Here is a 24,698-nt window from a genome sequence, read left to right as displayed (position 1 = left end):
ACGCAAAGGATTCGTCATCAATCAGAATCATCTGTGTCCCGATCGCCGCCGCTGCAAACTTTTTACGCCCGTCAAATTGCTCATTGCGTGGCAATTTGGCGCAAAATACTATGTACTGACAAACAAATGGCGAGGAAGTTCGCCTTCATCGACGCGTCTGTGACGCACGCAAAAGTACAAGGCTATGGCACAAGAGATCGAATTAAAGTTTATCGTCGAAAAAGACAGCGTTGACGCGCTGCGCCAGCATCTGCAAACGCTGTCCGGCGAACACCATGAACCCGTACAGCTGCTCAATATCTATTACGAAACGCCGGACAACTGGCTGCGTCGTCATGATATGGGCTTGCGCATCCGCGGCGCGAACGGGCGCTACGAGATGACGATGAAAATCGCCGGTCGCGTTGTGGGCGGTTTGCATCAGCGCCCCGAATACAATATCGACATCAATCAGCCAGAACTTGAGCTGGAACGTTTTCCGGCTGAAGTGTGGCCGAACGGCGAACTGCCATCCACCCTGGCAACAGAGGTGCAGCCGCTGTTCAGCACCGATTTCTGGCGCGAGAAATGGCTGGTAACGGAAGGCAAAAGCCGCATTGAAATCGCCCTTGATTTGGGCGAGGTGAAAGCGGGGGAATACCAGGAACCGATTTGCGAGCTGGAGCTTGAGCTGCTGGAAGGTGAGACGAACGATGTGCTGAAGCTGGCGCGTAAGCTAGTGAGTCAGTCAGGCTTACGTCAGGGCAGCCTCAGCAAAGCCGCCCGCGGCTATCATCTGGCAGCCGGGAATGCGCCACGCGTGCTGAAAGAGACCCCTGTGCTACGCGTTGCCCCAAAAGCCAGCGTTGAGCAGGGTATGGAGGCGGCGCTGGAGCTGGCGCTCTCGCAGTGGCAGTACCACGAGGAGCTCTGGGTGCGTAATGTCAAAAACGCAAAAGCCCACGTCCTGGCCGCCATCGGTCTGGTTCGTCATACCCTGACGCTGTTTGGCGGCATTGTGCCGCGCAAAGCAAGTGCTCACTTACGCGATCTGCTGACCCAAACCGAAGCACTGATGCTCTCCGACGTGTCTGCGCAAACGGCGATCTACAGCCCGCAAACCGCGGCCGCCAAACTGGCGCTGACCGAGTTTCTGGTGACGCGCGGCTGGCGCACCTTCCTGGACGCGAAAGCTCAGGCCAAAATCGCAGAAAACTTCAAACGTTTCGCGGATATCCACCTTTCCCGCCATGCCGCAGAGCTGAAAACCACCTTTGCTTATCCGCTGGGCGACCAGTACGGCGATCAGCTGATCCGCCTGACGCGCAACATCGACAGCATGTTACTGCTGTCAGGCGCCTATGATGGCGTCAAAGCGCAGGCCTGGCTGGAGAACTGGCAGGGGCTGAAACATGCCATCGAAACCCGTCAGCATATTGAGATTGAGCATTTCCGCAACGAGGCCATTTCGCAGGAGCCATTCTGGCTGCACAGCGGAAAACGTTAACTCTGGCAAGGAACCCCTATAATGCCGCTTTCTTCGCAGTTACAGCAGCAGTGGCAGACCGTTTGCGAACGTCTGCCTGAGTCATTACCGGCGTCATCGTTAAGTGAGCAGGCAAAGCGCGTGCTCACGTTCAGTGATTTTGTGCAGGAAAGTATTACTGCTAACCCGGACTGGCTGGTGGAGCTTGAAAACGCCCCGCCGCAGGCTGACGAGTGGCGGCATTATGCAGTCTGGTTGCAAACCGCGCTGGCTGACGTTGCGGATGAGGCCACCTTAATGCGGGTGTTGCGCCAGTTCCGCCGCCGGGTGATGGTGCGTATCGCCTGGGCGCAGGCGCTTGAGCTGGTCAGTGAAGAGAGCACGCTCCAGCAGTTGAGCGAGCTGGCGCAGACGCTGATTGTCGCTGCGCGAGACTGGCTTTACGCCGCCTGCTGTAAAGAGTGGGGCACGCCGTGCAGCGAGGAAGGGGTTCCTCAGCCGCTGTTGATTCTGGGGATGGGCAAGCTGGGCGGCTGCGAGCTGAACTTCTCCTCCGATATCGACCTGATTTTTGCCTGGCCGGAGAACGGCTCCACGCGCGGAGGCCGTCGTGAGCTGGACAATGCCCAGTTCTTCACCCGTCTTGGCCAGCGTCTGATTAAGGCGCTGGATCAGCCGACGCAGGACGGATTTGTCTATCGCGTGGATATGCGTCTGCGTCCGTTTGGCGACAGCGGCCCGCTGGTGCTGAGTTTTGCGGCGCTGGAAGATTACTACCAGGAGCAGGGGCGCGACTGGGAGCGTTACGCGATGGTTAAAGCGCGGATCATGGGTGACAGTGACGACGCTTACGCCAACGAGCTACGCGCCATGCTGCGCCCGTTTGTGTTCCGTCGCTATATCGACTTCAGCGTGATCCAGTCCCTGCGTAACATGAAAGGGATGATTGCCCGTGAGGTGCGCCGTCGTGGGCTGAAAGACAACATTAAGCTCGGCGCGGGCGGGATTCGTGAAATCGAGTTTATTGTACAGGTTTTCCAGCTCATTCGCGGTGGGCGCGAGCCGTCGCTGCAATCCCGCTCGTTACTCCCGACGCTGTCGGCGATTGAGCAACTCCATCTCCTGCCGGAGGGGGAAGCACAAACCCTGCGTGAGTCATACCTGTTCCTGCGTCGTCTGGAAAACCTGCTGCAAAGCATCAATGACGAGCAAACCCAGACCCTGCCGGGGGATGAGCTGAACCGGGCGCGTCTGGCCTGGGGCATGCGCGTGGACGACTGGGCCGCACTGACCGAACGACTGGACGCGCATATGGCAGGCGTGCGCCGTATCTTTAACGAGCTGATTGGCGATGATGAAAGCGAATCGCAGGACGATACGCTCTCTGAACACTGGCGTGAACTGTGGCAGGATGCCCTGCAGGAAGATGACACCACGCCCGTGCTGGCGCACCTGAGCGACGACGATCGCCATCGGGTGGTGGCGCTGATCGCCGATTTTCGCCTTGAACTCAACAAGCGCGCCATTGGTCCGCGTGGTCGCCAGGTGCTGGATCACCTTATGCCGCACCTGCTGAGCGATGTCTGTTCCCGTGCCGACGCACCGGTGCCGCTTTCCCGCATGATGCCGCTGCTGAGCGGCATCATTACGCGTACCACCTATCTTGAACTGCTGAGCGAGTTTCCGGGAGCATTGAAGCATCTGATCACGCTCTGCGCGGCGTCACCGATGGTGGCCAACAAGCTGGCGCGCTACCCGCTGCTGCTGGATGAACTGCTCGATCCCAATACCCTCTATCAGCCGACGGCGACCGATGCCTACCGCGATGAGCTGCGTCAGTATCTGCTGCGCGTGCCCGAGGAAGATGAAGAGCAGCAGCTGGAAGCGCTGCGTCAGTTCAAACAGGCGCAGATGCTGCGCGTCGCGGCGGCGGATATTGCCGGAACGCTGCCGGTGATGAAAGTGAGCGATCACTTAACCTGGCTGGCGGAAGCAATCATCGATGCAGTTGTGCATCAGGCGTGGATCCAGATGGTGGCGCGTTACGGTCAGCCAAAACATCTTGCTGAACGAGAAGGCCGCGGTTTCGCCGTGGTAGGCTATGGCAAGCTCGGCGGGTGGGAACTGGGATACAGCTCCGATCTGGATTTAATCTTCCTGCACGATTGTCCGGCCGATGTGATGACCGACGGCGAGCGTGAAATTGACGGGCGCCAGTTCTATCTGCGTCTGGCCCAGCGCATTATGCACCTGTTCAGCACCCGCACGTCATCGGGTATTTTGTACGAAGTGGATGCCCGTCTGCGCCCGTCCGGCGCGGCCGGGATGCTGGTGACTTCAACGGAATCCTTTGCCGATTATCAGAAAAACGAAGCCTGGACGTGGGAGCATCAGGCGCTGGTGCGCGCCCGCGTGGTGTATGGCGATCCGCAGTTAAAAACGCAGTTCGATGCCATTCGTAAAGCGGTGATGACCACCCCACGTGAAGGCAGTAAGTTGCAGACCGACGTGCGCGAAATGCGTGAAAAAATGCGTGCGCACCTGGGCAATAAACACCGCGATCGGTTTGATATTAAAGCCGATGAGGGTGGCATTACCGACATTGAGTTTATTACCCAGTATCTGGTGCTCCTGCATGCGCATGATAAGCCGAAGCTGACCCGCTGGTCGGATAATGTGCGCATTCTGGAGCTGCTTGCGCAAAACGACATCATGGATGAGCAGGAAGCGCTGGCCTTAACCCGCGCCTACACCACACTGCGCGATGAGTTGCACCACCTCGCCTTGCAGGAACAGCCGGGCCACGTGGCGCTCGACTGCTTTACCCATGAACGCGACCAGGTGAAAGCGAGCTGGCAGAAGTGGCTGGTGGAACCGTGCGTAACAAAACAAGTGTGATATCATCGCGCGCAAATTGTGAATCTTTCTGGAGTCAGGAATGAAAGTAACACTGCCAGAGTTTGAACGTGCTGGAGTTATGGTTGTCGGCGATGTGATGCTGGATCGCTACTGGTATGGGCCGACCAGCCGTATCTCCCCGGAAGCACCGGTACCGGTCGTTAAGGTCGATACCATTGAAGAGCGTCCTGGCGGCGCGGCAAACGTGGCGATGAACATTGCTTCTCTGGGCGCGCATTCGCGTCTGGTGGGCCTCACCGGTATCGACGATGCGGCGCGCGCGCTGAGCAAGTCGCTGGCGGACGTGAACGTGAAGTGCGATTTCGTCTCTGTTCCGACGCACCCGACCATAACCAAGCTGCGCGTGTTGTCCCGTAACCAGCAACTGATCCGCCTCGACTTTGAAGAAGGGTTTGAGGGTGTGGATCCTGAGCCGCTGCACGAGCGCATTAATCAGGCGCTGAGCAATATCGGCGCGCTGGTACTGTCCGATTACGCCAAAGGGGCACTGGCAAGCGTACAGCAGATGATCCAGCTGGCGCGTAAAGCCAATGTGCCGGTACTGATCGATCCGAAAGGCACCGACTTTGAGCGCTATCGCGGCGCAACGCTGCTGACGCCAAACCTCTCGGAGTTTGAAGCGGTGGCGGGCAAGTGTAAGACGGAAGCGGAGATCGTCGAGCGCGGTATGAAGATCATCGCTGACTTCGAGCTGTCTGCACTGCTGGTGACCCGCTCCGAGCAGGGGATGACCCTGCTGCAGCCGGGCAAAGCGCCGCTGCATCTGCCTACTCAGGCGCAGGAAGTGTACGACGTGACGGGTGCCGGTGATACGGTGATCGGCGTGCTGGCGGCAACGCTGGCGGCGGGTAACTCCCTCGAAGAAGCCTGCTACTTCGCGAACGCCGCGGCGGGCGTGGTCGTCGGAAAGCTCGGGACCTCTACCGTTTCGCCAATCGAACTGGAAAACGCCGTACGCGGCCGTGCCGATACCGGTTTTGGCGTCATGAGCGAAGACGAACTGAAAGTGGCCGTTGCCGCTGCGCGTAAACGCGGTGAGAAAGTGGTGATGACCAATGGCGTGTTCGACATTCTGCACGCGGGCCATGTCTCTTATCTGGCGAATGCACGCAAGCTGGGCGATCGTCTGATTGTGGCAGTGAACAGCGATGCCTCGACCAAACGTCTGAAGGGCGAAACGCGTCCGGTGAATCCGCTGGAGCAGCGTATGATTGTGCTCGGCGCGCTGGAAGCGGTGGACTGGGTGGTGCCGTTTGAAGAAGACACGCCTCAGCGCCTGATTGCAGGCATTCTGCCGGATCTGCTGGTGAAAGGCGGCGACTATAAACCGGAGCAAATCGCGGGCAGCGAAGAGGTCTGGGCCAACGGCGGTGAAGTGATGGTGCTCAACTTTGAGGACGGGTGTTCAACCACCAACATCATCAAGAAGATCCAGAAAGACAGTCAGTAAAAAAAACGGGCCAGTTGGCCCGTTTTTTTTACCCTCTCCCCGTGGGAGAGGGCTAGGGTGAGGGCACAACAGGCCGCACTTACTCCTGGTCATCCACAGGTGGGATCGCCGGTGCGGGTTTCACTTCCGCTGGCGTATTCCGGTTTTCCAGCTCGGTCAGACGCTGTTCCAGCAGCGCCAGCTTCTCGCGGGTGCGCAGCAGAACCTGCGTCTGCACGTCAAACTCTTCGCGGCTGACTAAATCAAGGCGAACCAACTGCGCCTGCAGCGTCTGGCGGATTTTCTTCTCAACATCATCACCAAACTCACGAATGCCTTTCGGCATGGATTCATGAACCTGACGTGCAATTTGCTCAATTTTCTTTGGGTCAATCATTGTCGTTTCCCTTGATGAAAAGGTGTTAGTGTCCATTGTAGCGCGTCATGCCACGGGTTAAACAAAATTGTTTGTTGCTTATGCATTGCCCAGGATAATCAATAGCGTTATAGTTATCTCGCTTATTCTCAGGGCGGGGCGAAATTCCCCACCGGCGGTAAATCAGCGTCATGCTGAAAGCCCGCGAGCGCTTTGGGTGAACACTCAAAGGTCAGCAGATCCGGTGTAATTCCGGGGCCGACGGTTAGAGTCCGGATGGGAGAGAGTAACGATCCAGTCGGGCATGGGCCCGCTCACGTTATCTTTTTGCCGCTTATACGGCGCTCCTAAGACTGCCCTGATTCTGGTAACCATAATGTTAATGAGGTTTTTTTACCATGAATCAGACGCTACTTTCCTCTTTTGGCACTTCAACTCAACGTGTTGAACATGCACTGGATGCATTGCGCGAAGGCCGCGGTGTGATGGTGCTGGACGATGAAAACCGTGAAAACGAAGGCGACATGATTTTCGCCGCCGAAAACATGACCGTTGAGCAGATGGCACTGACCATCCGTCACGGCAGCGGCATCGTATGCCTGTGTATTACCGAAGACCGTCGTAAGCAGCTTGACCTGCCGATGATGGTTGAGAACAACACCAGCGCCTTTGGTACCGGTTTTACCGTGACGATTGAAGCTGCGCATGGCGTGACCACCGGTGTGTCAGCGGCTGACCGTCTGACTACCGTCCGTGCAGCGATTGCGGATGGCGCGAAACCCTCCGACCTGCACCGTCCTGGCCACGTCTTCCCGCTGCGTGCGCAGGCGGGCGGTGTGCTGACCCGTGGCGGCCACACGGAAGCGACCATCGACCTGGTATCGCTGGCAGGCTTCAAACCTGCAGGCGTACTGTGTGAACTGACCAACGATGATGGCACCATGGCACGTGCACCAGAGTGCATCACCTTTGCACGCTTGCACAACATGCCGGTGGTGACGATTGAAGATCTGATCGAGTACCGTCAGGCGCACGAGCGCAAAGCCAGCTGAACGGTGCACGAATGAAAAAGCCGGGGAAACCCGGCTTTGTTGTCTCTAGTGGTAGTTAATTTTAAACAGCACGACCGTTTCAAAAGGACCAGAATCGATACCCTTTCCCTCTGCACGTGAAAGCTCAGCGGTGTACGTGGTCTCGAAATGCAGTACCGAACCGGTAAAATCAGCGTATTCGTCATATTGATTGAAGGTGTAGGGCTGTGTACCGTTAAGAATACGCAGCTTCAGCCCATTACCAATCTGCAACGCCGTGTCATTGGCCGTCAGTTCGTTATCGGTATAGAACGACGCGTCGATCTTAAACCCGTCTGAACACTGCGCATCCTGTACTTTACTGGTTTTAACCGAGAACGTTCGCGTGCGTGTGCCCTGATTGACGATGTCACGTGCGCTGAAGGTGCCAAAATCGATCTCCTGATTTTCAGGGTAAATGCTGAACGTCGCCCCGCAGTCCAGGACCCTGATGTTCTCCAGCCCGTTAATGTGATATTTGAGATTTTTCGCATCAGAAAGGGCATTTACGCCTCCTTTGCCGTCAAACTGCACGACGATGTAATCACCAAGCGTGCTGACGTAGCCCTGAGGCGGTATCGCCCTGAGCTTAACGTACAGTCTGAAGCGCGCCGCAAAGGTTCGTGAAGTATGAACATCCAACGCATTCCCCGAGCAAACGTATTTCTCCCAGCCCATCGCTTTTAACTGTTCAGCCGTATATTTACTCAGGCTGTTGTTGTCCAGACACTGACGGGTATCCACGCCGTAGGTTTGCCCGATGGCATCGTAATCCTCACCTTCGTAGGTCACACCAAGTTCGTAGTAAGGATCAGACACCGACGGATAAGGGTTCACCCAGGCGAACACATCTTCATTCTCATGATTTGACGCGGTATTTCTGTCGCAATACACGGGGATTTTGATATCGCTGGATTCCCAAATCTTTTGCCCAGCCCTGGCTGTGCTGGGAATTGAGAATTCGGATACCGTTTTGGTTTGCTCCACCGGGCCATTTTGTGTGCCAAGGTAGCAGTTCAGCGCCAGCGCCTGCTTAAGGGGACACATCACCAGCATAAAAAGGAAAAGCTTAGCGAGTTGTCGCATTTTGCCCTGCCTTACGCGGCGCCAGCGTGCATGGTGTTGACCCGGAGCAGGTTAGATTAACCTTGCGTAGCGCACCGTAATCATCGATATAACCTATGCTATAGCCCGTTCCTTGTGATTCACTCAGCGTCAGCGTGCTGGTCGCAAACGGGTCGATCATCAAACTGTCGAAGCCTGGCATCATTGTTTTACCGTTATTGCTCAGCCACGCAAGGGTGATGAAATAGGGCGTTGGGTTTTTCAGGCGCATGGTGTTGCCCGACAATGTCACCGCCAGTTGCATTTCCGTTTCCTCTCCCGTTTTTTTGCGGATGTTTTCCGGACGCCAGAACAACTTGATGCGGCTCTGCATAGCCACCTGCATGACGCTACGCGCCTCTTTCAGATTCGTGCTTTTGGGCGGCACTTCACGCAGATTGAAATAAAACAGCGTTTCCCTATCCTGAGGCAGCTGTTGCGTTGCAGCCTGTTTCACAATCCGTACCTGTGACGAAGTGCCAGGTTCAAGACGCTGAATGGGAGGCAGGACCATAAAATGGCTGTCCTCTTTGCGCCCCTCCTGATCCTCCACCCAGGCGAGGGCAAGATAGGGAAGTGATTTACTCTGGTTGTCGATAGTCAGGCTGCTGGCTTTATCGCTTGCGGAAAAGACGATGCGCGTCCTGTCCAGGTTAATCGCCGCATGCGAGATGCTGGAGCCACAAAACAGGAATGCTGCTAAATAAACGTATGATTTCATCATGATAATTTACTGACAGGGCAGCATTAGCTGCGTGGTGTTGTCGAGAGAGGCTGGCAGAGAGAAATGACACTGCTGATTGTCTCCCCACGTGACCGTAAAGTGCTGTTCCGCGTTTACCGCTCCCAGCCAGATGTGTCCGTCCTGGGCGACAATGCCCACCTCTTTACCTGAATCCTGCTCACGCACCTGGGCACCGAGAGGAGGCGTGCCGCGGGCGGTACGCACGACACCGGCAATATCCTGACCCTGACGGGAGGCAATCAGCCGATAACCGATTGCCCCCTCGGTCCATGTCGAGCGAAGGACGCGGTTATCGACATCGACACCCTCTGGCAGATTATTCAGATTGACCTGTACGCTGGCGGGCATATAGCTCGAAAAGGCGGGCAGGACGCCAATACCAAACATGTTGGTGGCATCACGGGACATATTCAGCGGTATGTTGCCGACACCTTCCGTGCTGACCATCACGCGTGGTTCGTTACCGTAGCTCCGGCGATGAAGCGCTGCCCCATGGGCGGTTGCGGTGAACGAACCATTCCAGCTCGCACTGACGGAACGGTAGTCATGGGCCTTGTAGCTTCCGGACAGGTTCAGGTCTCCCGTTCCGGCGTAATGCTGATAATTCGCGCTGACTTGCGCCCCGGCGTCGGCGGTTTCGCTCTCGGTCCCTGCGGAGATCCCCCAGGTATTGTTACTGTCTGAAGAGTCATACCAGGAGAGCGTCTGACGCGTCGTGTCGCTGTTTCTCAGGTCGTAATTGAGGCGGTGCTCCGGATCGAGGGGCAGGCTTAGCGAGAAGTAAACCTGCGTGTCATCGCTTTGATCCTGATAATGTGTTTTGCTCCATGAGGCCGTCACGCCGAGATTTTTCCAGCGGCCAAGGTCGAAGGTGTATCCTGCCGTGAGCGTGCCGGTGGTGGAGGGGGCTCTGTCCCACCAGGTCTGGCGCAGCATACCAAGGTAAAGGTTTAGCGACAGGGCGGGCATGAACTGGCTGGCAGTGATGCTCAGCGTTTGTTTTTCCATTTCTGCGTCAGCCTGATCGTTTTCAAGAAAACGGGCATAGCTGAGAAAGCGATTGTCGGAGTAACGGTAGCTGGCAAGCGTAAGCTGGCTCCCGGTGGTGTCGAAACGCTTGCTGTAGTTGATGCGATAGCTGTATCCGGTCTGCTTTGTTTCTCCTACGCGCTGGCTGCTGGCCCGGGTGACGTCAAATGACAGCGCCCCAAACATATCCATGTTTTGCCCGATACCTGCCGCCAGTGCGCGGTAATCATTACCGCTGTTGAGAAGCCCGCCGTACAGGGATGTCCGGGAGAGTACGCCCCAGGAGAATTCGCTGCTTAAAAAGGCCTCGCTTTCGACCTGATGCGAGCTGTCCTGACGGGGTTTACCGCCCGCCAGCTTATAGCGAACCTGGTCTTTTCGCGTCAGGAAAGGCACTGATGCTGCAGAAACCTGAAAGGTACTGGTGTGACCGTCTTCTTCGGCGACGATAACGTCTAACGTACCCTGTACCGACTGGTTGATATCCTGGATCACAAAGGGACCCGGCGGAACTTTGGTTTGATAGATAATTCTGTCTGCCTGGCTGACGGTCACGGTGGCATTCGTCTGAGCAATACCAGAAATTTGTGGCGCGTAGCCGCGCAGAGACCAGGGGAGCATGCGCTCGTCGCTGATAAGTGAGGCTCCGGTGTAGGAAAATCCGTCGAAAATATCAGACTGAAAATCTGACTCACCCAGCGTGAACGTTGAGCCAAGTGCAGGCAGAGGGCGAAAAAGGTAGGCGCGCGACAGGCGGCCATCGCTCTGCGACCTCCCATCCGTACGGTTAAGGGCGTACTGATAATCTCCTCGCAGTCGCCAGGCGCCCAGGTTGGCGCCAGCGGTCCCGTAGGTGTTGACGTTATCGCTGCTTGACCCCTCATCTGGCTGATAGCGGCTGGCAAACAGATTGTAATCCAGCAGCACGCCTGAGACACCGTTGTCCCAGGTCGCGGGCGGCATCCAGTTGGTGGAACGGTACTGTAGCCAGGCCTGAGGTAGGGTGACTTCCAGCGTTTGCGTCGCCTGAATAAACTCGAAACGAACCTGCGGCAGCGGGGAAAAGTCGACACAGCCCGCGTTAACCGTCAGCATGCTGCGGTATTTATCGTCCAGACCAAAAGTGTCCGCCAGATCGGACGGAATGCAGACTTCCGTTGTATCGTCTTTTTTATACCAGGCTAACTGCCAGCCGTTAGTGAGCGGCGTATTATTTATTGAAACGGTAACGAAATAATGACCCGGCGCAACGTGGTTCTTATCTTTGAACTGGGATAAATCAACATTGCCGCGCTGATCTTTATCGATAGCGTTAATATTAAATTCAACGGCGACCAGTGGAAGAGGCGTAAGAAAGCCAGCAATGATGATCGAAAACGCACTGTATTTCATCATTTAGCTCTCAAATAAAATTACGGCAATGGCTGGCAAATATATTGCCAGCCGAAACAGAATTCAGAGTCTTTGCTTATTTATACAGCAGGACGTAATTTGCGGTAGATTCAACCTGACCGGCCGTTGCTGTTTTACCACTGGCCACTTCCATCTGCGCTTTGAAGTGCAGCGTCTGAATTGCTGAACCTGCAGACAGATCGACAGTCTCTGTGGAGCCAAGCGTGACTGGAGACTCTGCGCTATCCAGCAGGCGAACGCCAACATTCTGTGCACCGCCCGCATAGGTATTGCTCAGCAAGCTGGTGTCTGTTGAATCGGTAGCGGTGCTGCTGAAGGTCACGTCCACTTTGGTGACGGGGGTGGCGGTTTCATCCGCTGCGTCAAGCTGGCAGTTTTCCAGATTGATATCAACCGGCACCGCCGTTGATTTTTTGTTGGCATTAATGACCGCGGTTGTTATCTGACCAAGATCGATCTCTTTATCAACGCTGTCAGGAGCGATATTACATGGCGCATCAATCACAACACCTTTGAAGGTAATTTTTCCGGAGCCTTGATCGCTGGCAAAAGCAGGTGCAGAGAGGAAAGTGGCGAGAGTCAGAGCAAGAAGGGTTTTATTTCCATCGTTCATTAGAATTTCCTTTACATGAGCATTTTTGAACGGTCAAAAATTGGCTATGTGTATTTTACTTTCAAATGTAACAATGTGTTGTTAGTAATTATTAAGCCCGCTTTAAGATGGCTTATATATATGCGGTTATTGAATGGGTGTGTGATTAATTACGCCTGGGAGATGGGCGCTTATAAAAAAATAAGCGCCATAATATAATATTAGCCAATGCCTGCCGTTTGTAACAACACCAGGCTTAATCCCATTACAGACATTCCGCATAACACGCCATAGCTTGGATTGTTGTCGGGATCGATCTCTTTCGCCAGTGGCATCAGTTCATCTACCGAGAGCGCCACCATAATCCCTGCAACCGCGGCCATAATGGCAGCCATCACCACCGGTGAAACCAGACTGCCCAGGATCAGCCATGCCAGCACACCGCCCAGAATTTCAGCCATGCCTGAAATTCCGGCCCAGAGCACGGCGGTGCGTTTTGATCCCGTGGCGGCATAGACCGGCCCGGCAACGGCCAGTCCTTCAGGAATATTGTGCAAGGCCACCGCCAGGGCGATACCCAACCCCATTTCCAGATTGCTGCTGGCGGTCACATAGGTCGCCACGCCCTCCGGGAAGTTATGCAGACTGATGCCGAGTGTCAGTAAAATAGCGGTACGTTTAATCTTACGTGGCACGGGCGTGACGCTTTTCTGCATCAAATCCTGCGGATGCGCGTGGGGCAGCATGCGATCGAGGGCAAAATAGCCCAGCAGACCAAAGACAAACATACCGTAACCCAGCACCGGAGACATGCCTTGCGTTCCCAATGCGGCAGGCAGCATCTCCATCAGGGAGATGAGCAGCATAATGCCGGCGGCAAAACCCAGTGAAAAGGCCAGCAGGCGATTAGACGGCTTTTGGCCGAGCACGCCGAGGAACGCACCGATAAACGTGGCGGCGCCCGCAAGTATGGTCAGGATCAAGGGGACAGGCATGCAATGCTCCTTGCGTTAATCATTCTAATCAATACTAATTATTCACTTTAGCCAAAGCGAGAGCGGGAACCTGTGCTTTACGCATTCCTTACATTCAAATTTCCTGATGATGATCTTCACGCTTATCAGCGTTCATCTTTGCAGGATTACGCGTAATGTAGCACCATCAAATTGACACCTTCTGTAAGGATATCACCATGACTTCTTCGCGTATGCCAGCACTGTTTTTAGGCCACGGTAGCCCAATGAACGTGCTGGAAGACAACGTCTATACCCGCACGTGGCGTCATCTGGGTGAGACGTTACCGCGTCCAAAAGCGATTGTGGTGGTGTCTGCGCACTGGTTTACCCGCGGCACCGGCGTGACCGCCATGGAAGCGCCAAAAACCATTCATGATTTTGGTGGCTTCCCGCAGGCGTTGTACGACACACACTATCCGGCTCCAGGCTCGCCAGAGCTGGCCCTCCGACTGGTCGATCTACTGGCCCCGGTTCCGGTCGCGCTGGATAAAGAAGCCTGGGGCTTTGATCACGGCTCATGGGGCGTACTGATAAAAATGTACCCTGACGCCGATATCCCGATGGTGCAGCTGAGTATCGACAGTACTAAACCGGCAGCCTGGCACATGGAGATGGGCCGCAAGCTGGCTTCGCTTCGCGATGAAGGCATCATGCTGGTGGCAAGCGGTAACGTGGTACACAACCTTCGCACGGCGCGCTGGCACGGTGAAAATACCCCGTATCCGTGGGCAACGTCCTTTAACGACTACGTCAAAGACAATCTGACCTGGCAAGGCCCGGTTGAAGAGCACCCGCTGGTGAACTATCTGGATCACGAAGGCGGTTCGCTCTCTAACCCAACGCCGGAACACTTCCTGCCGCTGCTGTATATCCTGGGCGCGTGGGATGGTCAGGAGCCGGTGACGATCCCGGTCGACGGTATAGAGATGGGGAGTTTGAGTATGTTGTCGGTGCAGGTAGGGTAATAAAAGCACAACCTGCGGCTGCTGTTTTTAGTGTTTGCACCCTCTCCCGTGGGAGAGGGCGGGGTGAGGGCATCAGGTCGCACTCTACTCCACAAAAATATGCGGATAGAAGCGTGACAGATCCTGGGTGATCAGCGCGCGATCTTCGCGGATGCCAATCCCGGCAGGCTGATCGTTGATGAGCCAGCTGCCAATTAGCGTATAGCTGTCGCCAAATTTCGGCAGTTGATAAAACTGCTGGACGATCATCCCTTCTTCGCCATAAGGCCCTTCAACCGCTTCCAGCGTTTTACCGTTTTCGATAATGGAGACGTTTGCCCCCTCGCGGGAGAAGATCGGCTTAACGACGTATTTTTCCATTTGTGGATAAACATCTTCCGCAAAGTACGCCGGCAGCAGGTTCGGGTGGTTCGGGAACATCTCCCACAGCATCGGCAGCAGGGCTTTGTTGGAGATGATGCTCTTCCAGGCCGGTTCCAGCCAGCGCACGCCAGCGTCTTCCAGCTTGGTGGAGAACATCTCACGCAGCATATATTCCCACGGATAGAGCTTGAACAGGTTGCTGATCACCTGATCCTGCAGGTCAGTAAACTGACCTTTCTCACCCAGTCCGATATCTTCGATGTAGAGAAATTCGGTGGCGAGTTCCGCTTCGGCAGCACAATCCTGCAGATACTGAACCGTACCACGGTCTTCTTCTGTGTCACGGCAGCAGGCGAGATGCAGCAGGTTAAAGCCGTGCTGTTCACGCAGCTCGGCGAAACGCTCAATTAACTTTTCCTGCAGGCTGTTGAACTGGTCGCTCTCTTCCGGCAGGTTGCCGGCGTTCATCTGATCTTCCAGCCAGATCCACTGGAAGAAGGCCGCTTCATACAGAGAGGTTGGCGTATCGGCGTTATTTTCCAGAAGCTTAGGTTCACCCACGCCGTCCCACGCCAAATCAAGGCGAGAGTAGAGCGAGGGCTGGCTGGTTTTCCACGACTGGCGTACAAAGCCCCAGGTGTGCTTAGGAATGCGGAATTTAGCCATCAACTCATCGCTGTCGATGACTTTTTCAACGACCTTCAGGCACATCTGATGCAGTTCTGCCGTCACCGCTTCCAGTTTTTCTACCTGGGCGAGCGTCAGTTTGTAATAAGCATCTTCACACCAGTACGGCTCGCCATACATGGTGTGGAAGTTAAAACCGTATTCGGTCGCTTTTTCGCGCCAGTCCGGGCGCTCGGTGATACTGACTCGTTCCATGATCAGCCGCCCATTGAGCGAGTCGAGGTGCCCGTCGCGCTACGCTGCATGCTGGTCTGTTTCGCCACAGACTCACCGAACCCGCCGCGGGTGATGGTGCTGGTGGTAGCCGGTTTCGGAGCCATCGCCGTTTTCGGTACGGTCACGGTACGGCCCGGGGTCGCTGCGCCATAGCCTTTGCCGCTGGCATCGGTGTATTGGCCGTAAGCCGGGCTGGCCGGGTTTTTCGAGCTGAACAGCGGTTGCTGCTGGTAACCCGCTCCGCCACCCATCAGGCGGCCCATCATATAGCCGGCCATCAGCGGCATCCAGAAGCTGCCGCTGGACTGTGCCTGCGCCTGGTTTTCTGGCGCCGTTCCCGCCTGAGCAGGTGTCTGCTGACACTGGCCTTCACCGAACTCTGCCACGCAGTCTTCGCGTGTGGCATATTTCGGTGCGGTACGTTCCGCTTCTTTCAGGGCGTTGTTATACGCGGTCTTACATTCTGCCGCGTTGCCGGTTGCGGCTGAGCAGTCCTCTGCGTTTTGATACAGAGAGACCGTTTCATCGCTTTTCTCACAGCCTGCCAGCATAAAGACAGCGGTAACCGCCAGCGCAACAGGAGTGAGGTGACGCGCGTTCCAGCTTTTGCGGAACGACGCGTGATTTATGGATTTTGTCCGTTTCATGTTTGTCTTCCAGGACCCAGTGGTTATAACGCTCAGGATAGAGGATGAGTGGTTGAAAATGAAGCGAAGAGGGGCGGAATCAGGGGGATCTTTACGTTGGCTTACGTTCGGATGTGATTCAGATGCGTCCTCTCCCTGTGGGAGAGGACCGGGATGAGGGCATCAGGCCGCAGTGGGCCTGATGACACGCTTAGTTACGGAACGGATTATTGCCTTTGCTGGTGGACGTCGTGGTACGCGCAGCGGCTGGCTGTGCAGCAGGCGCGCTGCTGTCAGCGTTGAAGTTATCAACCGCAGCAACCTGCTCCGGGTTCTCCGGTGCAACGCTGTCCGGCGACGTTGAGACTGGCTTGCCCAGTGCGCTGTTCAGCGCCTGCAGATCCTGCTCGTTCAGCGTACCCAGCGCCTGCTTAATGTTCAGCTGGTTAATCAGGTACTGGTAACGTGCGCTGGAGAGCTGCTGTTTGGCGTTATACAGCGTGGTGGTCGCGTCCAGCACGTCAACAATGGTACGGGTACCGACGGAGTAACCGGCTTCCATTGCATCCAGTGAGCTTTGGGCGGACACAACGGCTTGTTTATACGCGTTGATGCTGCTGATAGAGGCGTTCACGTTGTTGAACGACGAACGCACGGTCTGCACCACGTTGCGGTGTGCGCTTTCCAGCTGCTCGCTTGCGCCAACAAAGTTGTACTGCGCCTGTTTCACCTGAGAATTCACCATCCCACCCTGATACAGCGGCAGAGAGAAGCTCAGACCGACTTTGTTCTGGCCCTGGTTGCTGTCGTCATACTGGGCAGTGTTGGTTTTAGAACCGCTGTAGCTGGTATCAGACACGCCAGTAGAGGCGCTCAGGCTCAGGGTTGGCAGGTGGCCATCCTGCGCCTGACGAATCTGCTCGCGAGCCAGGTCCTGGCTCAGACGCGCCTGCAGTAAGGTCAGGTTGCGGTTTTCCGCTTCTTTCAGCAGGGCGTTCACCGCCTGTGGCTTATCGGTCTTGAAGCTGTCCACGTTCAGGGAAGCCAGTTCCGGGTAGTAATTGCCGGTGACCTGACGCAGGGATTCCAGCGCGTTGTCGAGGTTGTTACGCGCGGTCACTTCGTTGGCCAGCACGCTGTCGTACTGTGAACGGGCGTTCTGCACGTCAGTGATCGCCACCAGACCCACGTTGAAACGCTGGGTGGTTTGATCTAACTGGCGGTAAATCGCCTGTTTCTGCGCTTCAGTATAGGAGAGCGAGTCAATCGCGCTCAGGACGTTGAAGTACGCGGTCGCCGTGTTCAGGATCAGCGTTTGCTGGTCGGTCTGATAAGTCACATCCTGGATACCCGCGCTCTTTTCCTGCAGGGTCAGGGCGCGCCATTTGGACATATCAAACAGCGTCTGTGTCAATTGCAGTGAGGCGCTGGTAGCATTGGAGTTAACGCCGTTAGCGTCGCGGAAACCGTTGCTGTAGGTATAATCTGCACCTAAACCTAACTGCGGCAGCAGTGGGCTACGCGCTTCGTTAATCTTTTCAAACGCAGCATCACGATCGGCCGCTGATTTACGTAAATCAGGGTTGCCCAGACGTGCCTGCTGGTAGACCTGTAACAGGTTTTCCGCCTGGCTCATTGCACTGAAGCCCGTCAGGCTCAGGCCGATAAGGATGGGGAGCAATTTCTTCATTTGCATTCCTTGTTGTGAAGCAGTATTAGCGCTGATCTAATTAAAAATAATTGCCGATTCTAACAGAATCATCCACACCAAAAGGTTGGCGTAACGTGCCATCTGGCGGTAATTTGCACCAATCTACCATATAGCCTTACAAACGGCAGCCAAACAGCCTTGAAATTCATCATTTCATCACCATTGCTACCAGGACTCGACTCATGCAAAAACCAGATAAGTTGCCCGTGACATTCGCCAAAAACGATGTAGAAATTATTGCACGAGAAACACTATATAGCGGTTTTTTTTCAATGGAACTTTACCGTTTCAGGCATCGCCTGTTTAACGGTGAAATGAGCGGCGAAATTAAGCGAGAAATTTTTGAGCGCGGGCATGCCGCAGTCTTGCTACCCTTTGACCCAGTGCGCGATGAAGTTGTGCTGGTTGAGCAGATTCGTATTGCCGCTTATGACGTCAGTGAAAGCCCGTGGTTGCTGGAGATGGTAGCCGGGATGATCGAAGAGGGCGAGTCGGTTGAAGACGTCGCCCGTCGCGAAGCGCTGGAAGAAGCCGGGCTGGTTGTCGGCCGCACAAAACCGGTGCTGAGCTATCTGGCCAGTCCGGGAGGCACCAGCGAGCGCTTGTCCATTATGGTGGGCGAAGTGGACGCCACGACGGCGGAAGGGATCCACGGTCTGGCAGATGAAAACGAAGATATTCGGGTTCATGTGGTAAGTCGGGAGCAGGCTTACCAGTGGGTAGAAGAGGGGAAAATCGACAACGCAGCGTCTGTCATCGCCCTGCAATGGCTGCAACTGCATTATCAGACATTACGAAACGAGTGGAAAAAATGAAGCGTTATACACCTGACTTCCCAGAAATGATGCGCCTGTGCGAAACCAATTTCGCACAATTGCGCCGCCTGCTGCCGAAAAATGACGCACCCGGCGAAACGGTAAGCTATCAGGTGAGCAACGCGCAGTATCGGTTAACGATAACAGAATCAACGCGCTACACTACGCTGGTAGAGATTGAACAAACGGCCCCCAGCATTAGCTACTGGAGCCTGCCGTCCATGACAGTGCGGCTCTATCACGACGCGATGGTCGCTGAAGTGTGTTCAAGTCAGCAGATCTTTCGGTTTAAAGCGCGGTATGATTACCCGAATAAAAAGTTGCATCAACGCGACGAAAAGCATCAAATTAACCAGTTTTTAGCCGACTGGCTAAGATATTGTTTAGCACATGGAGCAATGGCGATTCCGGTTTGTTAGCGTCATAAACCTACCTAAGGACACCATTTGGAAAGCCTGTTGAACCTGACTGTTGCTGGTGGGGCACCAGTCAGGATATTACAAATCACCGATACTCACCTTTTTGCCGAAAAGCATGAAACTCTGCTGGGGGTGAACACCTGGGAGAGTTATCAGGCTGTACTTAGCGCGATTCACGCTGAAAATCGTGCCTGCGATCTGATTGTCGCAACGGGCGATCTGGCGCAGGATCAATCCTCCGCGGCCTACCAGCATTTTGCTGAAGGCATCGCGAGCTTTAGCGTGCCGTGCGTCTGGCTTCCGGGCAACCATGACTTCCAGCCTGCAATGTACAGCTCTCTCCTGGAAGCGGGGATCTCTCCGGCGAAGTGTGTGTTGGCGGGGGACCAGTGGCAGATCCTGCTGCTCGACAGCCAGGTGTTTGGCGTCCCGCACGGTGAGTTAAGCGAGTTTCAGCTCGACTGGCTGGAGACCAAACTGGCTGCCGAACCGGCGCGTCATACGCTGCTGTTGCTTCATCATCATCCACTGCCGGCGGGCTGTAGCTGGCTTGATCAACACAGTCTGCGTAACTCTGCCGCCCTGGATAGCGTGCTGGTGAAATTCCCGCGCGTGAAGAATCTGCTGTGCGGACACATTCATCAGGAACAGGATCTCGACTGGAACGGTCGCCGTCTGCTGGCAACGCCGTCCACCTGCGTTCAGTTTAAGCCGCACTGCGCTAACTTTACCCTGGATACCATTGCACCGGGCTGGCGCTGGCTGGAACTGCATGCCGATGGTACGCTGACCACCGAAGTCTGCCGTCTGGCAGGCACGCAATTCCGCCCCGATACCGCTTCAGAAGGCTATTGATGTCTACGCTCCTCTACCTGCATGGGTTCAACAGCTCGCCGCGCTCCGCAAAAGCGACACAGTTACGCCAGTGGCTGAGCGAGCATCATCCGCACGTTGAGATGATTATCCCGCAGCTGCCGCCTTATCCGGCAGAGGCGGCGGAGATGCTGGAATCCATTGTTCTGGAACACGGCGGCGAATCTTTTGGCGTGGTGGGCTCCTCGCTGGGAGGGTATTACGCCACATGGCTCTCGCAATGCTTTATGCTGCCCGCCGTTGTGGTTAACCCGGCGGTTCGGCCGTTTGAGCTGCTGCGGGACTTTCTTGGCGAAAACGAGAACCCCTACACCGGCCAACAATATGTGCTAGAGTCACGCCATATTTACGATCTCAAAGTTATGCAGGTCGACCCGCTTGAAGCACCGGATCTGATCTGGCTGCTGCAACAAACGGGTGATGAAGTGCTGGATTACCGCCAGGCAGTGGCGTATTACGCATCCTGCCGCCAGACTATAGAAGAGGGCGGAAACCATGCTTTCACGGGCTTTGAGGATCATTTCACCCAGATTGTCGATTTTCTTGGACTGCACAGCCTCTGACAATCAATGCGAATTGCTAGTTTAAATCATGACGCAAACCTATAACGCTGATGCCATTGAGGTACTCACCGGGCTTGAGCCGGTTCGCCGCCGCCCGGGGATGTACACCGATACGACGCGCCCAAACCATCTGGGCCAGGAAGTGATTGATAACAGTGTCGACGAAGCGCTGGCAGGCCATGCCAAACGCGTCGACGTTATCCTGCATGCCGATCAGTCGCTGGAAGTTATCGACGACGGTCGCGGCATGCCGGTGGATATCCATCCGGAAGAGGGCGTACCGGCCGTTGAGCTGATCCTCTGCCGACTGCATGCGGGCGGTAAGTTCTCCAACAAGAACTACCAGTTCTCCGGTGGTTTGCACGGCGTGGGGATCTCCGTGGTTAACGCCCTGTCCAAGCGCGTGGAAGTGAACGTTCGCCGCGACGGCCAGGTGTATAACATCGCGTTTGAAAACGGCGAGAAGGTGCAGGATCTGCAAGTTGTCGGCACGTGCGGTAAACGCAACACCGGTACCAGCGTCCACTTCTGGCCTGACGAAAGCTTCTTCGACAGCCCACGTTTCTCTGTTTCTCGCCTGACGCACCTGCTGAAAGCCAAAGCGGTGCTGTGCCCTGGCGTGGAAATCACGTTTAAAGATAACGTCAACAATACCGAGCAGACCTGGCGCTATGAAGATGGTCTTAACGACTATCTGTGCGAAGCGGTAAACGGCCTGCCGACCCTGCCAGAAAAACCGTTCGTCGGTAATTTCACAGGCGATACCGAAGCGGTGGACTGGGCGTTGCTGTGGCTGCCGGAAGGCGGGGAGCTGCTGACCGAAAGTTACGTCAACCTGATCCCGACCATGCTCGGCGGTACGCACGTCAACGGACTGCGTCAGGGTCTGCTGGATGCGATGCGTGAATTCTGCGAATACCGCAACATTCTGCCGCGCGGCGTGAAGCTGTCGGCGGAAGATATCTGGGATCGCTGTGCCTACGTTCTGTCCGTGAAGATGCAGGATCCGCAGTTTGCCGGGCAAACCAAAGAACGTCTCTCCTCACGTCAGTGCGCGGCCTTCGTTTCCGGTGTGGTCAAAGATGCCTTTACCCTGTGGCTGAACCAGAACGTTCAGGCCGCAGAGATGCTGGCAGAAATGGCGATCTCCAGCGCGCAGCGTCGTCTGCGTGCGGCGAAGAAAGTGGTGCGTAAAAAGCTGACCAGCGGCCCTGCGCTGCCGGGCAAGCTGGCGGACTGTACCGCGCAGGATCTCAACCGCACCGAGCTGTTCCTGGTGGAAGGGGACTCGGCAGGGGGCTCGGCCAAGCAGGCGCGCGACCGTGAATACCAGGCGATCATGCCGCTTAAAGGTAAGATCCTGAATACCTGGGAAGTCTCGTCTGATGAAGTGCTGGCCTCGCAGGAAGTGCATGATATCTCTGTGGCGATCGGCATCGATCCGGACAGCGACGATCTCAGCCAGCTGCGTTACGGCAAGATCTGTATCCTCGCGGATGCGGACTCCGATGGTCTGCACATCGCCACGCTGCTGTGCGCTCTGTTCGTGAAGCACTTCCGCACGCTGGTGAAAAACGGTCACGTCTACGTCGCGCTGCCGCCGCTTTACCGTATCGACCTCGGCAAAGAGGTGTACTACGCGCTGACGGAAGAAGAGAAAGCGGGCGTGCTGGAACAGCTCAAGCGCAAGAAGGGCAAACCAAACGTTCAGCGCTTTAAAGGACTGGGCGAGATGAACCCAATGCAGCTGCGCGAAACCACGCTGGATCCTAACACCCGTCGTCTGGTTCAGCTGACTATCAGCGATGAAGACGAGCAGCAAACCAACGCCATGATGGATATGCTGCTGGCCAAAAAACGCTCGGAAGACCGACGCAACTGGCTGCAGGAGAAAGGCGATATGGCGGATATTGAGGCCTGATGCCTTAGCCATAGCGATCGTAGGCCCGGTAAGCGCTAGCGCCACCGGGCTTTTTTATATCAAAACTCCATCTTCACCGTAAACTGCACTTCGCGCGGATCGCCAATCTGGTTGCCCAGGTTGTTGGTCGCAATGGACGAGGTATAGTAGGTTTTATCAAACAGGTTCTTCACGTTCACCTGCAGCGTCACTGGATACTGCAGCTTCATTTTGTAGGCTGCAAAGGCATCGGCAACAAAGTAACCCGGCAAATAATAATCCGCACCGTTGGTCGCTGAACGACGGCTCACGCCGTGCCCACCGCCGCCAAGGGTCAGGGTATTGCCGCCGATCACGTTATGAATGTCGTAAGTCAGGAACAGGGAACCGGTATGACGCGGCACGTTCGGCAGGGGCTTACCCGCATAGTCTGGATCTTCCAGCACTTTCGCATCGGTGTAACCGTAACTGGCGATAATATTGGTATTCTCAGTCAGTGACCCGGCAAGATCCACCTCCACACCCTGCGAGCGTACGCGGCCAGCGGTTTTAGCGATGGTTTCACCGCCCACGCTTTCGTTGTACAGCACGTTGCGCTTGTGAATATCAAACAGCGCGATGTTGGCGGTAATGCCATCGAACAGGTCAAATTTAGCCCCCACTTCGTAAGCATTTGACGTTTCCGGCGGCAGGTCACCAATGTAGCTCGCAATGGACGATTGCGGCATAAACGTCTGGGAATAGTTAGCAAACAGCGAGACGGATGGCGTGAGCTTGTAGACCAGCCCCAGCTTCGGTGTCCACTGTTCGTCGCGGCTGTCGGTATTCACATTGAACGGGCGACCCTTGCCTGCATACTGGGTGTAATACTGATAGCGCAGCCCGGCAACGGCAATCCATTTATCGGTGAGGTACAGGGCGTCCTGGGCGTAGGCAGAGTAGCTTTCCTGCTTGAGCGTCTGGTCGCTGTCAGCGGCGGAGACGGTGGTACATTTGCCGAGCTTGCCGTAGGTCGGATGGTAGATATTGAAGTCTTTAACGTTCTTACAGCGCATCATGTCCGTACGCAGCAGATCGTAATTCTCATACGACACGCCGGTCAGGATCTCATTGTAAAAGCCCGCGATATCCACGTTCCCCTGCAGATCCGCACGCGTGCTGTGCATGCGCTGAGTCGATCCCTGAGTTGCATCCACGCGACGGGTCAGGTTACCCGTTTTGGCGTCATAGGCCATCACGCGCGCCTGGTTATCGCTGTATTTATCCTGGCTGAAACTGTAGTCAAACTTCGCGGTCCATTGGCTGTTAAGACGGTATTCCGCGTTCAGCTGCGCCAGATCGGACTGACCATCAGTAACGTTAAACGGCTCGTCAAAGCGGGTTTTACGATCCACGTTTACCGGCTGTTTGGTGTTGAGATCGAAGATGGTTCCGCGATCGAACGGCGTCTTATAGTCGCGATGCGAATAGAGCACGGTCACGGTGGCATCATCCCCAAACCAGGTCAGCGACGGGGCGATAAAGGTGCTGCGCTCGTTGCCAAAATTACGCCAGTAATCTTCGTCCTGATACTCGCCCGTCAGGCGATACGCCAGTCGTGTGCCGTCAATCGGGCCGGTGACATCAACCTGCCCGGTGCCGCCGCCAAAGCTGGAGGAGGTGGCAGATATCGAGCCGCCGAAGGTGGTTTCCGGGCGTTTGGTAACCACATTGATCAGGCCGCCAGGATCGAGAATGCCATACAGCGTTGAGGCCGGGCCTTTCAGCACTTCCACGCGCCCGGTCGCGGCATTAAAGCTGCGCGGCAGCACGGTGCGCAGGCCGTTGGTCATTATTGACCCGTCGCGGTTCGCGCCAAAACCCCGGCGTACAAACGCATCCTGCGTACCGCCCAGGGTGTTGGTCTGCACCACGTTGCTGACGTTATAAAGCGCTTCATCAAGTGAAGTTGCGTGCTGATCTTCCAGCACTTTATCACTGACGGTATTCACCACCTGCGGAATATCCAGCATCGGCATATTGGTTAGCGTGGCGGTGGAGGTGTTCAGCGGCTGATAGCCGTTTGTGGCCTCGGCCACGGCATTAGGATCGGCGGTGACGGTCAGCGTTTCGCCGTCTTTAGCCGTTGTGGTGTCGGCTGCCTGCACCAGCGGTGCCATAAACAGCAGTGAAAAGAGCGCGCGCCCTTTTACCCCAGAGAGAGAATGTGTGAACGTAGCCATTACATCTGTTTTCCCAAAAATATCCCACGCATGAAGGGGCGCGGAAGAATGTGTGAGTCATTGCCCTTAATTGTCTGCTCGTTAACCGTGTGGCATCGAACATGTAATTGAGAATCATTCAATCATGCAGGAATGTAGTAGTAAATGGAAAAAAGCAAAAATCGGCTACAGCCTGAAGGT

The 24,698-nt window shown here is 55.6% G+C and carries 20 protein-coding genes and 1 riboswitch; of the genes, 10 read left to right on the top strand and 10 right to left on the bottom strand.

Going from position 1 to position 24,698, the window contains the following annotated elements; genetic code table 11:
* Positions 1-184: 184 nt before the first annotated feature.
* From ACTJJI_RS14590 to hldE, 3 genes are read left to right on the top strand one after another with little or no spacing between them, the layout of a single operon-like run.
* Positions 185-1,486 (top strand): CYTH domain-containing protein, encoded by a 1,302-nt coding sequence (locus tag ACTJJI_RS14590; protein ID WP_050860583.1) that lies wholly within the window; start codon positions 185-187, stop codon positions 1,484-1,486.
* An 18-nt stretch (positions 1,487-1,504) separates the two neighbouring features.
* Entirely contained in the window at positions 1,505-4,363 is a 2,859-nt protein-coding gene (gene glnE / locus ACTJJI_RS14585; RefSeq protein WP_440654760.1) for a bifunctional [glutamate--ammonia ligase]-adenylyl-L-tyrosine phosphorylase/[glutamate--ammonia-ligase] adenylyltransferase, read from the top strand.
* A gap of 40 nt (positions 4,364-4,403) precedes the next feature.
* A complete protein-coding gene (gene hldE, locus ACTJJI_RS14580; protein WP_440654593.1) occupies positions 4,404-5,834 on the top strand; it encodes a bifunctional D-glycero-beta-D-manno-heptose-7-phosphate kinase/D-glycero-beta-D-manno-heptose 1-phosphate adenylyltransferase HldE in 1,431 nt (476 codons plus the stop codon).
* 79 nt (positions 5,835-5,913) lie between these two features.
* On the opposite strand, the gene ubiK is transcribed toward hldE, so the two are convergent.
* Positions 5,914-6,210 (bottom strand): ubiquinone biosynthesis accessory factor UbiK, encoded by a 297-nt coding sequence (gene ubiK / locus ACTJJI_RS14575; RefSeq protein ID WP_014833304.1) that lies wholly within the window; start codon positions 6,208-6,210, stop codon positions 5,914-5,916.
* Positions 6,211-6,330: 120 nt separating this feature from the next.
* Positions 6,331-6,481, top strand: a riboswitch (FMN riboswitch).
* 106 nt (positions 6,482-6,587) lie between these two features.
* Between ubiK and ribB the strand changes: the two genes are divergently transcribed.
* Entirely contained in the window at positions 6,588-7,241 is a 654-nt protein-coding gene (ribB, locus tag ACTJJI_RS14570) for a 3,4-dihydroxy-2-butanone-4-phosphate synthase (RefSeq protein WP_440654590.1), read from the top strand.
* A gap of 45 nt (positions 7,242-7,286) precedes the next feature.
* Here ribB and ACTJJI_RS14565 read toward each other — a convergent pair whose 3' ends face one another.
* From ACTJJI_RS14565 to zupT, 5 genes are all read right to left on the bottom strand, one after another.
* On the bottom strand, positions 7,287-8,345 hold the full coding sequence (locus ACTJJI_RS14565) for a fimbrial protein (protein ID WP_440654588.1): 1,059 nt from the start codon (positions 8,343-8,345) through the stop codon (positions 7,287-7,289).
* A complete protein-coding gene (locus ACTJJI_RS14560) occupies positions 8,329-9,087 on the bottom strand; it encodes a fimbrial biogenesis chaperone (protein WP_440654586.1) in 759 nt (252 codons plus the stop codon). The genes ACTJJI_RS14565 and ACTJJI_RS14560 overlap by 17 nt, the downstream gene beginning before the upstream one ends.
* A 6-nt stretch (positions 9,088-9,093) precedes the next feature.
* Positions 9,094-11,532, bottom strand: coding sequence for a fimbria/pilus outer membrane usher protein (locus ACTJJI_RS14555; protein WP_440654584.1), 2,439 nt, complete (start codon positions 11,530-11,532; stop codon positions 9,094-9,096).
* A gap of 73 nt (positions 11,533-11,605) precedes the next feature.
* A complete protein-coding gene (locus tag ACTJJI_RS14550; RefSeq protein WP_014833299.1) occupies positions 11,606-12,163 on the bottom strand; it encodes a fimbrial protein in 558 nt (185 codons plus the stop codon).
* A 200-nt stretch (positions 12,164-12,363) separates the two neighbouring features.
* Positions 12,364-13,137, bottom strand: coding sequence for a zinc transporter ZupT (zupT, locus tag ACTJJI_RS14545; protein WP_440654582.1), 774 nt, complete (start codon positions 13,135-13,137; stop codon positions 12,364-12,366).
* Positions 13,138-13,334: 197 nt separating this feature from the next.
* Between zupT and ygiD the strand changes: the two genes are divergently transcribed.
* Entirely contained in the window at positions 13,335-14,123 is a 789-nt protein-coding gene (gene ygiD, locus ACTJJI_RS14540; RefSeq protein ID WP_014833297.1) for a 4,5-DOPA dioxygenase extradiol, read from the top strand.
* A gap of 84 nt (positions 14,124-14,207) precedes the next feature.
* On the opposite strand, the gene ACTJJI_RS14535 is transcribed toward ygiD, so the two are convergent.
* The 3 genes from ACTJJI_RS14535 to tolC form a co-directional block, all read right to left on the bottom strand.
* Positions 14,208-15,368, bottom strand: coding sequence for a glutathionylspermidine synthase family protein (locus ACTJJI_RS14535; protein WP_440654580.1), 1,161 nt, complete (start codon positions 15,366-15,368; stop codon positions 14,208-14,210).
* Between the two features lie 2 nt (positions 15,369-15,370).
* Positions 15,371-16,036 (bottom strand): DUF1190 family protein, encoded by a 666-nt coding sequence (locus tag ACTJJI_RS14530; RefSeq protein ID WP_013098745.1) that lies wholly within the window; start codon positions 16,034-16,036, stop codon positions 15,371-15,373.
* A 190-nt stretch (positions 16,037-16,226) separates the two neighbouring features.
* On the bottom strand, positions 16,227-17,705 hold the full coding sequence (gene tolC / locus ACTJJI_RS14525; RefSeq protein ID WP_046888658.1) for an outer membrane channel protein TolC: 1,479 nt from the start codon (positions 17,703-17,705) through the stop codon (positions 16,227-16,229).
* A gap of 203 nt (positions 17,706-17,908) precedes the next feature.
* Here tolC and nudF point away from each other — a divergent pair, with 203 nt between their 5' ends.
* Genes nudF through parE form a run of 5 tightly spaced genes read left to right on the top strand, consistent with a single transcriptional unit; the run spans position 17,909 to position 22,317 of the window.
* On the top strand, positions 17,909-18,541 hold the full coding sequence (gene nudF / locus ACTJJI_RS14520; RefSeq protein WP_014833294.1) for an ADP-ribose diphosphatase: 633 nt from the start codon (positions 17,909-17,911) through the stop codon (positions 18,539-18,541).
* Positions 18,538-18,960: a DUF1249 family protein gene (locus ACTJJI_RS14515; protein WP_014833293.1), complete on the top strand. Its 423-nt coding sequence runs from the start codon at positions 18,538-18,540 to the stop codon at positions 18,958-18,960. Before nudF ends, ACTJJI_RS14515 begins: the two co-directional genes overlap by 4 nt.
* A gap of 27 nt (positions 18,961-18,987) precedes the next feature.
* The gene (cpdA, locus tag ACTJJI_RS14510; RefSeq protein ID WP_014833292.1) at positions 18,988-19,815 is read left to right on the top strand and encodes a 3',5'-cyclic-AMP phosphodiesterase; all 828 of its coding nucleotides are present in this window, start codon (positions 18,988-18,990) and stop codon (positions 19,813-19,815) included.
* Positions 19,815-20,396 (top strand): esterase YqiA, encoded by a 582-nt coding sequence (yqiA, locus tag ACTJJI_RS14505; RefSeq protein WP_014833291.1) that lies wholly within the window; start codon positions 19,815-19,817, stop codon positions 20,394-20,396. Before cpdA ends, yqiA begins: the two co-directional genes overlap by 1 nt.
* A gap of 28 nt (positions 20,397-20,424) precedes the next feature.
* The gene (gene parE, locus ACTJJI_RS14500; protein ID WP_014833290.1) at positions 20,425-22,317 is read left to right on the top strand and encodes a DNA topoisomerase IV subunit B; all 1,893 of its coding nucleotides are present in this window, start codon (positions 20,425-20,427) and stop codon (positions 22,315-22,317) included.
* 59 nt (positions 22,318-22,376) lie between these two features.
* Here the strand turns inward: parE and ACTJJI_RS14495 are convergent, their stop codons facing one another.
* Positions 22,377-24,518, bottom strand: a complete 2,142-nt coding sequence (locus tag ACTJJI_RS14495; RefSeq protein ID WP_440654577.1) for a TonB-dependent siderophore receptor — start codon at positions 24,516-24,518, stop codon at positions 22,377-22,379.
* Between the last annotated feature and the right edge of the window lie 180 nt (positions 24,519-24,698).

Source organism: Enterobacter sp. 22466, from assembly GCF_052044775.1.
GTDB classification, from domain to species: domain Bacteria; phylum Pseudomonadota; class Gammaproteobacteria; order Enterobacterales; family Enterobacteriaceae; genus Enterobacter; species Enterobacter dissolvens.
Note: the sequence above shows the minus strand (reverse complement) of the source record. Positions and strands in the feature narration are given on the sequence as shown.

Bases quoted from the DNA above. Each gene is read 5' to 3' on its own strand.
- ubiK (WP_014833304.1), bottom strand. From the start codon at position 6,210: ATGATTGACCCAAAGAAAATTGAGCAAATTGCACGTCAGGTTCATGAA.
- ACTJJI_RS14590 (WP_050860583.1), top strand. From the start codon at position 185: ATGGCACAAGAGATCGAATTAAAGTTTATCGTCGAAAAAGACAGCGTT.
- parE (WP_014833290.1), top strand. From the start codon at position 20,425: ATGACGCAAACCTATAACGCTGATGCCATTGAGGTACTCACCGGGCTT.
- ACTJJI_RS14560 (WP_440654586.1), bottom strand. From the start codon at position 9,087: ATGATGAAATCATACGTTTATTTAGCAGCATTCCTGTTTTGTGGCTCC.
- ACTJJI_RS14535 (WP_440654580.1), bottom strand. From the start codon at position 15,368: ATGGAACGAGTCAGTATCACCGAGCGCCCGGACTGGCGCGAAAAAGCG.
- zupT (WP_440654582.1), bottom strand. From the start codon at position 13,137: ATGCCTGTCCCCTTGATCCTGACCATACTTGCGGGCGCCGCCACGTTT.
- hldE (WP_440654593.1), top strand. From the start codon at position 4,404: ATGAAAGTAACACTGCCAGAGTTTGAACGTGCTGGAGTTATGGTTGTC.
- ACTJJI_RS14530 (WP_013098745.1), bottom strand. From the start codon at position 16,036: ATGAAACGGACAAAATCCATAAATCACGCGTCGTTCCGCAAAAGCTGG.
- yqiA (WP_014833291.1), top strand. From the start codon at position 19,815: ATGTCTACGCTCCTCTACCTGCATGGGTTCAACAGCTCGCCGCGCTCC.
- ACTJJI_RS14550 (WP_014833299.1), bottom strand. From the start codon at position 12,163: ATGAACGATGGAAATAAAACCCTTCTTGCTCTGACTCTCGCCACTTTC.
- ACTJJI_RS14495 (WP_440654577.1), bottom strand. From the start codon at position 24,518: ATGGCTACGTTCACACATTCTCTCTCTGGGGTAAAAGGGCGCGCGCTC.
- ACTJJI_RS14565 (WP_440654588.1), bottom strand. From the start codon at position 8,345: ATGCGACAACTCGCTAAGCTTTTCCTTTTTATGCTGGTGATGTGTCCC.
- ribB (WP_440654590.1), top strand. From the start codon at position 6,588: ATGAATCAGACGCTACTTTCCTCTTTTGGCACTTCAACTCAACGTGTT.
- nudF (WP_014833294.1), top strand. From the start codon at position 17,909: ATGCAAAAACCAGATAAGTTGCCCGTGACATTCGCCAAAAACGATGTA.
- tolC (WP_046888658.1), bottom strand. From the start codon at position 17,705: ATGAAGAAATTGCTCCCCATCCTTATCGGCCTGAGCCTGACGGGCTTC.
- ACTJJI_RS14555 (WP_440654584.1), bottom strand. From the start codon at position 11,532: ATGATGAAATACAGTGCGTTTTCGATCATCATTGCTGGCTTTCTTACG.
- ACTJJI_RS14515 (WP_014833293.1), top strand. From the start codon at position 18,538: ATGAAGCGTTATACACCTGACTTCCCAGAAATGATGCGCCTGTGCGAA.
- ygiD (WP_014833297.1), top strand. From the start codon at position 13,335: ATGACTTCTTCGCGTATGCCAGCACTGTTTTTAGGCCACGGTAGCCCA.